The following is an 11,476-nucleotide window of genomic DNA, read 5'->3' on the forward strand; positions in this document are numbered from 1 at the left end:
GCGGGGTGGAGCAGCCTGGTAGCTCGTCGGGCTCATAACCCGAAGGTCGTCGGTTCAAATCCGGCCTCCGCAACCAATTTATGCCACGGCATAAAAAATTAGTGAAAACAGCAGTAATCGTAGTAGACGGACGCGGGGTGGAGCAGCCTGGTAGCTCGTCGGGCTCATAACCCGAAGGTCGTCGGTTCAAATCCGGCCTCCGCAACCAATACTAAATTAAGACACCGAAAGGTGTTTTTTTTTGCCTGAAATTTATCATTGATTAATATGTAGCCGTTTCCGGCTACTGAAATTCCCTTCCAATATTTTCTGGTTAGTCTATCCGCGTCGTGCCAGTGTGGTTCGATCAGCAAAATAGGCCTTAATCCCCGCCAGAATCGACTCTGCCACTTCCTGCTGGAATTTAGCCGTACGCAGTTTACGCTCTTCTTCACGGTTACTGAGAAAAGCCGTTTCAACCAGAATAGAAGGAATATCAGGTGCTTTAAGAACGGCAAAGCCCGCCTGATCGACAGTATTTTTATGCAGTTTATTGACGCGTCCCATGCGCTGTAAGACTTCTTTACCAAACTTTAGACTGTCGTTAATGGTAAGAGACTGCACCATATCGAACATGGTGTGGTCAAGATAGCGATCGCCACTTTTACTTACCCCACCAATTAAGTCAGCGGCGTTCTGGGTCTGTGCCAGGAATTTTGCTGCGGTACTGGTGGCCCCTTTAGTGGAAAGAGCAAATACCGATGATCCTCGCGCCGCTTGAGAAGTAAAGGCATCAGCATGGATAGAGATAAACAGGTCAGCACGTTGCTTCTGGGCCTTGGCTACACGGACTTTTAACGGAATAAAGATATCTTCATTACGCGTCATATAGGCTTTCATATTGCCCTCTTTATCAATCAGCGCTTTTAACCTGCGTGCGATACTGAGAACAATGTCTTTTTCCCGGGTCTTATTCGGGCCAATGGCTCCCGGGTCCTCACCACCATGACCGGGATCGAGCATGATAACAATCGGCCTGTCTCGCCCTGCTTTACCCGGCTGCGGTCCTTGCTGCGCTGGCATTTTTTTCTCTAGCTGACCACTATTGTAATCTTCCAGCAACGCTAACAGCGGATCTTGCTGGTTATTCATATTGGCAGGATAAAGATCCATGACCAGTCGCTCTTTAAATTCAGCTACCGGTGCCAGAGCAAAGACCTGCGGTGTTACATTTTGTTTCAATTCAAACACCATGCGCACCGTCTTAGGATCGAATTGTCCGACTCTGGCCGACTTAATAAAAGGATCATCACCTCTGATCTGGCCGCCTAACCCTTTTAATACTGAGTTCAGATTCACGCCTTCGATATCCACCACCACACGTTCAGGATTACTGAGTGCAAACTGGCGATATTTAAGTAGCTGAGTCGATTCCAGAGTGACTCGTGTGTAAGTTGAGGCTGGCCAGACGCGCACAGCCACCACCTGGCTTGAAGCAGCAAAGCCCACTTTGCTGACACTCAATAGCCATACGGCACCTGCGCCCTGAAGAAAACGGCGACGACTAACGAATGAACTGGAATCTGACATGGCTCCCCTGAATAAGGCTGGGTTTCTAATAATAATTTTTTTAGCCGAAAACTTTAACGAAACACGGTATTACTGTCATCTATAAAAGGGTAAACATTCAGAAAAGGATCTGCATGGATAATAAATAGAAATTTACGCTTTCAGGGAAATTGCTGCTTGCACCCGAGGACACAATAGAATAAAAATACACTAAATACGAATATTCATGCAGTGAGGTTGTGTTGTGGTAAAGGAACGTAGAACCGAGCTAGTCCAGGGTTTTCGCCATTCTGTTCCCTATATTAATGCCCACAGAGGTAAAACCTTTGTCATTATGCTAGGGGGCGAGGCCATTGAACATGAAAACTTCTCCAGTATCGTGAATGATATTGGTCTGTTGCATAGCTTAGGAATACGCCTGGTGGTGGTGTATGGCGCTCGTCCGCAGATTGATGCCAATCTTGCCGACCATCATCATGAACCGATTTACCATAAGCAGACACGTGTTACTGACGCAAAAACGCTGGAACTGGTAAAACAAGCCGCCGGCTTATTGCAGCTCGATATTACCGCCAGGCTCTCTATGAGCCTCGGTAATACCCCATTGCACGGTGCCCATATCAATGTCGTCAGCGGAAACTTTATCATTGCTCAGCCACTGGGCGTCGATGACGGGGTTGATTACTGCCACAGTGGTCGCGTTCGTCGTATTGATGAAGAGGCTATTCATCGCCAGCTAGACAACAGCGCTATTGTCCTGATGGGCCCAGTCGCCGTTTCAGTCACTGGCGAAAGTTTTAATCTGACCTCAGAAGAAATTGCCACTCAGCTGGCCATTAAACTCAAGGCAGAAAAGATGATTGGTTTCTGTTCATCTCAAGGGGTCACTGACGAACTGGGCAATGTAATATCTGAACTGTTTCCGGCCGATGCCGAGGCGCGTATCAAGACTATCGAAAGTACCGGAGATTATCACTCCGGTACGGTTCGTTTTCTGCGTGGAGCAGTAAAGGCCTGTCGTAGTGGGGTTCGTCGTTGCCATCTGATTAGCTACCAGGAAGACGGCACGCTGCTGCAGGAGTTGTTCTCCCGCGATGGTATCGGTACCCAAATCGTAATGGAAAGTGCGGAACAAATTCGCCGTGCCACCATCAATGATATTGGCGGTATTCTGGATTTAATCAGCCCGCTGGAACAACAGGGTATTTTGGTCCGCCGTTCTCGCGAGCAGTTGGAAATGGAAATTGATAAGTTCACCATTATTCAGCGAGATAATCTGACTATTGCCTGCGCTGCACTCTATCCGTTTCCGGAGGAAAGCATCGGTGAAATGGCCTGTGTTGCAGTACATCCTGACTATCGAAGTTCGTCGCGCGGTGAGGAGTTACTTCAGCGAGTGGCAATGCAGGCGCGCCAGATGGGTCTTAGCAAGCTGTTTGTGCTCACCACACGCAGTATTCACTGGTTCCAGGAGCGAGGCTTTATGCCGGTTGACGTTGACCAGCTCCCAGCCAGCAAAAAAGAGATGTACAACTATCAGCGTAAATCAAAAGTATTGATGGCTGATTTAACCTGAGAAATCATTTGGGTTAATGATTAGGAGAGGGAACTCTGTTCCCTCTCAACCCGCAGAAAAAATGGCCATCAGCCCACTGCGTCGTTCCGTTCCCGTCATCACTGCCTTATTCAGAACCTTTTTATCCGCATACAGTGACAGACGTTTTTTAGCCCGAGTGATGGCGGTATAGACCAGTTCGCGGGTGACTACGGGAATAAACTGGTTCGGCAGCACCAGCGCTGCGTGGTCAAATTCAGAGCCCTGCGATTTATGAACCGTCATTACCCAGGCCGTATCGTGCTGTGGCAGACGGCTGGGCTGTACTGATTTCACTGAGCCATCCGGCATCGGGAACCAGACACGTAGACCTTCATCGCTTTCCAGAGCGATGCCGATATCACCATTAAATAATCCGAGAGTACTTTCATTGCGGGCAATCATCACCGGGCGACCGCTATACCAGCGGCTGGTAGATTTTACTGGCAGATAAATCAAGCGCTCGCGCATTAATGCCAGTTCAATACGTTCATTCAATCCACTGACACCAAAGGGGCCTTCACGCAATGCACAGAGTAGCTGATAACGACTAAAAGCCTCAAGGATAGCAGCCGGTTCAGCCCGGGCTTTAACAAGTTGCAGATAGCCACGATAGCCCTCGACAACATCCGCTATCATCCCGGCATAGTCCTCGGTTTCCAGCAGAATTTGATGAGAGATATCCTTAAACCCTGCGGAAAAAACAGCGGCGACACGAGGCAAATCACTATTATTAACGGCCAGAGCTAACTGACCAATACCTGAATCATCACCAAAACGATAACTCTTACGCAACAGACACAGACAGTCCTGGAGTGCACCTTCAGGCAGGTTTTTTCCTGATGGCACTTCACAGCCCGTCAGACGCTGTAGCTGCCCGGCTCGCCCGGCTGAATAACCTTCGTTCACATAATGGCAAATATCGCCAAGTACTGCCCCCGCTTCTACTGATGCCAGCTGATCGCGGTCACCCAAAAAAATAACCTGGGCATGTTGCGGTAAGGCAGCAATCAAACGTGCCATCATCGGTAAGTCAACCATTGAGGCCTCATCCACCACCAGTACATCCAGGTGCAGTGGATTATCGGCATGATAGCGAAACCTCTGACTTTGACGCTGCGCCCCCAGTAGCCGGTGTAAGGTACAGGCATCCCCCGGCAGCTGGTTTTTCTGTTTATCATGAAGCGGTAACTGACGCAGTGAAGAGCCTAATGATTCGGTTAATCGCGCGGCGGCTTTGCCTGTCGGCGCTGCCAGTTGAATGCGTAATGGTTTATCAACGGAGAGCTGTACCAGGGCTACCAGCAACTTAGCGACAGTGGTGGTTTTACCTGTACCTGGCCCGCCAGAAATAACAGAAATTCTTCGGGTTAATGCAACGGCCGCTGCAACTTTCTGCCAGTCGGTTTGGTCGCTAATACCAAACAGTGAATCCAGCACAGCCCGTACCCGGGATTCATCCCACAGAACACTACGATTATGCGTGCCGAAAAAATCGGCCACTCGCTGTTCATTACGCCACATCCGGTGCAGATATAAACGGTCATTAACGAGCTTAATCGGTGTCGCACTCTCATCATCACTCACGGCATGGGAAGCCAGCAGCAGTGGCGTCCAATGCTGAGGGTTTCCCGCTTCGGCAAATAGCCGGGCAGCAAATTCAGGTGCGCGTCCGGAAAACAGGTATTCAGGGCTAAGGCGAGACAGTGGCAGACAGACATGCCCCTCACCCGCATCATAACTTAACAGCGCAGCAGCTAGCATAACCGCAGGCTGCTCGTCACTGGCAACCATCATGGAAAACTGCGCGTCTAAGGCACTCAGCAGTTTGAGATCTACAGCCTGATTGAGTAATTGTGACAGACTCATTTATGCGACCTCTTCCCTGTTACCGGCAAATAAATGATCCATGGCTTCGATAAGTTCCCGATCCGGACAGGCAGTAAAAATACCTTGTCCCGGTTTGTCTTGCTCGACGCCTCGCAGGAACAAATAAATCACACCGCCAAAATGCTGCTGATAGTCATACCCCTTAAGGCGATGACGTAAATAACGATGCAAAGCCAGGCTATAGAGCTGATATTGCAAGTCATAGCGATGGGATTTCATGGCCTGTTCCATTGCCTGCGTGCTATAGGCGCTTCCCTCTTCACCTAACCAGTTAGATTTATAGTCCAGCAGGTAATATTTACCCTGCCAGCAGAAAACAAGGTCAATAAAGCCTTTCAGCATGCCCTTCACCTCGCGAAAATCCAGTGCCGGGCAATCCGCAGACAAAGGATCATAATACTTTATCAGGCGATCGAGTTTCTCTGCCTTTAGCTCGCTGGCAATAGGCAGATAAAACTCAAGTTCAGCGTGTCGCTGCCGGGCGGTTAACTGCCGCAGACTCACCCCGGTGTCATTTAATGGAGCCTCAAGTATCGACGTCAGCCACTGCGTCATCATCGGCTGCCATTCATCACTTATTCCCTGATTACGTAGCTGTTCGGCAACCCATTCACCGTCAACCGGCTGGTTAAAATCAATATTTTCAAACAGGCTATGTAAAAAAGTACCGGGTGAGGCTCCGCGCGGAAAAGTATGTACAGTCAGCGACAGGGAATCCTCAGTAACAGCATCTCCTGCTGCATCAACATCAAGACGAGGCATTAATTCCAGCAGGGCATGTCCGCCACGCTGCTGGAGTCCGGAATAACTGGTGACGCGCCAGTTATCAGCGACGGGCCGGGTCAAATAACGTACAGCCAGTTCAGGCTGCACAGTGACAATCGGTTGCCAGGGGGTATTGTCCTGAGAGGATAAGAGTTCAACGCTAATAGCGTCATCTTCCAGCAGCTGTAACTGACCCGCAAGCCCTGAAGAGTCCATCGCCGTACCCTGTTGCAGTAAATATCCCAGAGCGCTGAGATGAACATCAGTCAGCCCTTTTTTAGAACGAGAGCCACGAAACAGAGGAGCAACCCCAATGCTGCAGTGCCAGACTGAACGGGTCAGTGCAACATAGAGTAAACGTAAATCTTCTGCCAGCCGCTCTTCTTCCACCAGGCGCTGGCTTTCTTCATCATCGCTTAAGTCCAGCTGCGAATCATACGTGCTACGATCGTGGTAAATACCACTTTGCTGCTGGCGGTAATTCGTGACAAAAGGTAGCCAGACCAGTGAATACTCAAGGCCTTTTGACTTATGTATCGTTACCACCTGTACCAGATGTTTATCACTTTCGAGGCGCAGCTGCTGGCTGGATGCATTGCTGTCAGGCTCGGCGATATACTGCCCCAGCCAGCGTACCAGGGCATGCTCACTTTCGAGATCTAACCATGCTTCCTGCAGCAATTCACTGATATGCAGGATATCGGTTAAACGCCGTTCTCCGGCTGGAGTCGCCAGTAAATCTTCGGCAATCTTTCGCTTCTTAATTAAGGCCCGTAACATCGGCATTACGCCCCGCTGATTCCAGAGCTGACGGTAAGATAAAAACTCTTCAACCAGCCTGTCCCAGTCTGCCTCATTCTGATTCAGTTCATCCAACGCGCGGGCATCGAGCCCGAGCATTCCGGTTGCCATGGCACTGCGCAACGTGGACTCCACTTCCGGGGCCAGTACCGCCTGTAAAATCCATAACAACTCACGCGCTTCCGGGGTGGCAAATACCGAGTCACGGCTGGAAAGATAGACCGAGGGGATATTCAGGCTACTTAAGGCATCGCGGACAATCGTTGCCTCATGGCGGCTACGTACCAGTACCGTGATATCGGAGGCAGCAACGGCAACGGCGGTATCACCCTGCCACAACAGCGCCTCACCCTGCTGACCTGCAGTCAGCCAGTCACGAATTTGTCTGGCACACTGCATGGCCATCGCTTGCTGATAGTCATTCACCCCGACGCCTTCACCTGGCTGGAGCCAGAGTTTAAGTGCATGCTGGGTTTCGCCTTTCAGAGTAAACCGCGCCTTCTCATTCTTCTTTGCCGACAAAACAGGTAAAAAAGGGATCTGGTTAAACAGAAAAGGGGATTCTACCTGCTGAAATAGCCGATTGACTGCCGATATCATCGCCGGCGACGAGCGCCAGTTAGTTTCCAGCGTGTAATGCGCGCTGATTTCATTCCGGGCTTTGATATAGGTAAAAATATCCGCACCGCGGAAGGCATAGATAGCCTGTTTTGGGTCGCCAATCAGTAACATGGCGGTCTGCGGCTGTTGCAGATACAGAGAACGAAAAATACGATACTGCTGGGGATCGGTATCCTGAAACTCATCAATCATCGCTACAGGGAAACGCTGCCGAATAGAGACAGCCAGATTTTCCCCCCCGGGCTGATGCAAAGCGTTATCAAGGCGGCTTAGCATATCGTCAAAGCCTAATTCTCCCCGCCGTGCCTTCTCAGCTTGTACCTGGTCACGGATCTCGACTAGCGCGCGCGTAATCACCAGATTACGTAGCGTCAAAGGTTGAGCCAGTAAGGTTTCGACAGCCACGAACAGAGGATGGCTGGGGACTTCACCTTTTTTAGTTTTTTCAGCCAAAGTCGTCTGGGAAAATTTAGCCAGCGAATCCGGGAGCTGATAACTCAGGGTTTCACTCCGCGCCCACTCACCATTGATTACCAGCCAGTTAGGCAAATGTTTACTGCTGTAACTACGCTTATCCACGCCCGAGGTTTCAATTACCGCCTGTAGCTCACCTTCGGCGGCAAGCCACTGCTGCTTAAGCGTATCAATGCTGGTAATAATTTTATTATGCAGGCTTATCAGGGTTTCATCATCTGCCAGTCTCTGTCTCAGATTCGGTTTCTCACCCTGCAGCCAGTGGCTGATATCCCGTAATAAAGCGTCAGGCCCGGACCATTCCTCACTGACGGCAAGAGCCACAGCTTTTGGTAACGGATAGCAATGACGACGCCAGAAATCAGCACAAGCCTGACGACGTAACGAGGCTTCATCCTCCAGCAGTTGCTGCTCAAACAGCATGCCTGACTCGAAAGCATTCAGGCTCAGCATACGCTGACAAAAACCGTGAATAGTAAAAATTGCCGCCTCATCCATCTGCTGCTCTGCTAGTAACAGCGTTCTCGCAGCCAAGGGTTTATCTTGAATCTGTGTCAGCAGGTTAGCCAGTAACGGGTTGCGAGTATGGTTACGAATGCAGGCAATACGCAGTTCATGAATATTTGCGCGAATACGGCCGCGTAGCTCTTCGGTTGCAGCCTCAGTAAAAGTTACCACCAGCAGCTCTTCCACCGAGAGCGGACGCGGAAAAGCCTGAGCGCCTCCTAAACCGAGAACGAGCCGCAGATAGAGTGCCGCAATGGTAAATGTCTTCCCCGTCCCCGCAGAGGCTTCAATTAACCGTTCACCGTGCAGTGGCAAGACTAAGGGATCAAGTGACTGAACGGTGGTATCGGACATTATTTTTCTCTTGCCTCAGGTAAAGTTTGTTGTAACCCGGTAACTGTATCCCACACTTTCCAGCCTTCAGGCTTCGCATAATCGACTACGCCACCTTCACTACCAGAAACTTGCGATAACATCGCCATACCTTGCGGGGCTATCACGGCAGTATGGAAAAAATCAGCCAGTTTTTGTGGCGTTAAGGTGTTAATTTGTTCGACAATTTTTTCACGGGAGTCATAAGCACTGTTGCGTCTGTCAAAATCTTTACTGAGCTGCGAGGCCTCTTCCGCCAGGGTCTGCGGTGCCTGTTGAATCAGACCTGTCACGCCTTGCTTAATTTGTGCGAAGTCCTCCGGACTGATATCACGTAATCGTTGTTCAATCACCGGATAAAACGCGGTAAAGCGCTGGTAGAGATAGGCAGGCTGTTTATCGCTACTTTGAAGTACAAACCCCACTCCCCACTGCTGTCCTATGGCAACAGGAAAAGCAGAGGCCACATAACCCAGCTGCTCCTGAGTTCTGAGCTGGTTATAGAACCATGGCTGGATAATCTGACCAATCATTAAGCTGTAGGCTTCACTGGTCGCTTCATCATAGCCCGCAGGAACATAGACTGCGGACAGGGCAGAATCGCTACTGGTGCCAGGCTGCTGAAAAATAACCTGATTCTTTTTATCGATCAGGAGAGTTCTGTTACGCGTCCATTCATCACCCTTTAGTTGCAGTGCATCCCTGACATTATGTGCCAGCGATTTTGCCTGTTCTGGCGTCATATTGCCGACTATCAGGAACTCCGCACGTGAGTGACTTTTTAAATTTTCACGATATTCAAGCAGGTCTTTCAACGTTAATGTCGGTAATAATTCCTTGCGATCTTTACGCTGAAAGTAGGGTAACTGAGAGATAACCTGGGCAGGAAGCAAGGCTTGCTCATAAGCTTTGCCTTTATCCGCAGCGCTCAGTATTTGCTCATACCAGGACTTGGCCTGGATAAACTGTTCTTCTGTAGGAGTATAAGAAAAATACCCGCTAACCAGCTCCTCAAACAGCTTAGGCAGCTGTTGCGTATAACCATTAGCGGTAATCATTAACCCGCTATTGGCATGGGAAGAAAAACCAATTCCTCCCACAGAAGCACGCTGACTCAGTTCATCCAGAGCTAAACCTGCCAGATAGTCATTCAGAGCAAACAGAACCTGATGTTTCATAGTGTCCATGGCATTGGGATTACGCAATATCATGGTGACATCCACTTTAGGTTCACTGGCAAAGTGCTGGCTTGGCATATACATCACCCTGACATTATCTTCGTTCAACAACATTTCAGGGCGTGAGTACTGCTTCTCTGGAGTATAGACGGTGAAATTATCCGGAATATAGGGATTCAGTGCCGGTAACTCGAGCTTCAGAGCTTGTGCTTTTTCTTGCCATGTATCTATGGTCTGGTTCGAGATTTTATCGACTTTATAGGGAGCATCAACAAAGTAAGCGGTTTTATCATGTGGCTCTTCCGGGCTGATATACCAGATACGTGCGTTCTGCGGCGTCATTTCCTCCAGACGGGAACGGATTGACTCAGGATCGAATTTATCTGCAATGTTCACGGCATCAAGTGTGTGAGATACCGGAACGCGTAACATAGTATCGCCCAGCCACTCAACATAGCCCATATCGCGGGTGATAGAGGGATAGCGGAAATCCAAATCCAGAACATGAGCAAGCTCGTTAAAATAACGTTTATCAATGCCCTCTGTTTTTAACGTATTAATGTATGAGAAAATCGCCGCCACGACTTCGTCACGATTCGCCTGCCCTTTGTCGGTAAGAGAAACAGTGATAGAAAATACACCGCTATTTCCAGTCGCCATAGGATCAGCGCTCGCGCTAATACTGTCTGCAAGCCCCTGCTGTTGTAGCCAGTCAGAAAGCGTATTATGGCTACGATTTCCTATCAGATAACCAATTAACTCATCGGTTTTGCTGCGAAATTTATCGCTATTATTGTCTATACGAAATTCGACCCGTATTGCTTTACGTGGCACCGCGGGTACATAGTGAATAAAAATCCCTTTTTGAGCATCAGTGACTACAGGTACATTAATCACAGGCTGCTCAATATTTTTATTCTCCACCAACCCGTAAGTGTTTGCGGCAATTGTTGCCAGTTCTGGTAAGGGTTTATTGCTATAGATAACAGCGCGCATCAGGTTTGCAGAGTAGTATTTATCCCGGAAAGCTAATAACGCATCCCGTAGCAAGCTGTTCGGTTTATCGCTGAGCGTTTCAAGATTCCCACCAGAAAAACGTGAGCCAGGATGTGCGGGGTTCAGGGTTTCAGCACTCACCTGAGCCATACGCATTCCGTCACGAGAACGGGCCATGGTTAATTCTGAATTAACCGCATTGCGTTCACGCTCCGCATATTTTTGATCCAGCGTCGGTTCTGCAATGGCATCAGCAAGGCGTTGAACCGCTCCCGCCAAAGCATCATTTTCAACTTCCAGATAATACGCGGTACGATAAGGTGCAGTGCTGGCATTATGGCTACCGCCATGTTTCTTGAGATATTCCGCCAGGCTATCCGGATCCGGGTATTTTTTAGAACCCATTAACGTCATATGTTCAAGATAATGCGCAAGACCGGGATGCTCATCAGGATCGGCGAGCGATCCTATCGGAACCACAAGGGCTGAAAGTGATTTAACGGCCTGCGGGTCCGATACCAGCAGTACTGTCATACCATTATCTAAACGAATAGCCTGGTACTCACGAGGATCTTTTTCACTTTTTCGAATGGTCTCAGGAAGTACCTGCCATCCGCTCCCGGCATAAGAACCTGGCGCCCAAAGGGCAAAAATAGACAAACAAATAACAGTAAATCTCTTGATGCTTTTCGGCATAAAAAAACCTCGTCTTACGTACCTATTTATTCTC

The 11,476-nt window shown here is 49.2% G+C and carries 5 protein-coding genes and 1 tRNA gene; 2 read left to right on the plus strand and 4 right to left on the minus strand.

Features of this window, described 5'->3' with window-relative positions; translation table 11 throughout:
• Positions 1 to 131: 131 nt before the first annotated feature.
• Positions 132 to 208 (plus strand) — tRNA-Met (locus tag M2387_RS07275).
• 110 nt (positions 209 to 318) lie between these two features.
• On the opposite strand, the gene amiC is transcribed toward M2387_RS07275, so the two are convergent.
• A complete protein-coding gene (amiC, locus tag M2387_RS07280; RefSeq protein WP_259048368.1) occupies positions 319 to 1,569 on the minus strand; it encodes an N-acetylmuramoyl-L-alanine amidase AmiC in 1,251 nt (416 codons plus the stop codon).
• Between the two features lie 223 nt (positions 1,570 to 1,792).
• On the opposite strand from amiC, the gene argA reads away from it, so the two are divergent.
• Positions 1,793 to 3,124, plus strand: a complete 1,332-nt coding sequence (gene argA, locus M2387_RS07285) for an amino-acid N-acetyltransferase (protein WP_259048370.1) — start codon at positions 1,793 to 1,795, stop codon at positions 3,122 to 3,124.
• 45 nt (positions 3,125 to 3,169) lie between these two features.
• Here argA and recD read toward each other — a convergent pair whose 3' ends face one another.
• From recD to ptrA, 3 genes are read right to left on the minus strand one after another with little or no spacing between them, the layout of a single operon-like run.
• Positions 3,170 to 5,011, minus strand: a complete 1,842-nt coding sequence (recD, locus tag M2387_RS07290) for an exodeoxyribonuclease V subunit alpha (protein ID WP_259048372.1) — start codon at positions 5,009 to 5,011, stop codon at positions 3,170 to 3,172.
• Entirely contained in the window at positions 5,012 to 8,554 is a 3,543-nt protein-coding gene (recB, locus tag M2387_RS07295) for an exodeoxyribonuclease V subunit beta (protein ID WP_259048374.1), read from the minus strand. It lies immediately after the preceding gene.
• Entirely contained in the window at positions 8,554 to 11,442 is a 2,889-nt protein-coding gene (ptrA, locus tag M2387_RS07300; RefSeq protein ID WP_259048376.1) for a pitrilysin, read from the minus strand. The genes recB and ptrA overlap by 1 nt, the downstream gene beginning before the upstream one ends.
• Positions 11,443 to 11,476 lie beyond the last annotated feature (34 nt).

This window comes from Klebsiella sp. BIGb0407, from assembly GCF_024807845.1.
In the GTDB taxonomy this organism is placed as follows: domain Bacteria; phylum Pseudomonadota; class Gammaproteobacteria; order Enterobacterales; family Enterobacteriaceae; genus JGM124.

Excerpts from the sequence above, each read along its gene's own strand:
- amiC (WP_259048368.1), bottom strand. The coding sequence starts at position 1,569 with ATGTCAGATTCCAGTTCATTCGTTAGTCGTCGCCGTTTTCTTCAGGGC.
- recD (WP_259048372.1), bottom strand. The coding sequence starts at position 5,011 with ATGAGTCTGTCACAATTACTCAATCAGGCTGTAGATCTCAAACTGCTG.
- recB (WP_259048374.1), bottom strand. The coding sequence starts at position 8,554 with ATGTCCGATACCACCGTTCAGTCACTTGATCCCTTAGTCTTGCCACTG.
- ptrA (WP_259048376.1), bottom strand. The coding sequence starts at position 11,442 with ATGCCGAAAAGCATCAAGAGATTTACTGTTATTTGTTTGTCTATTTTT.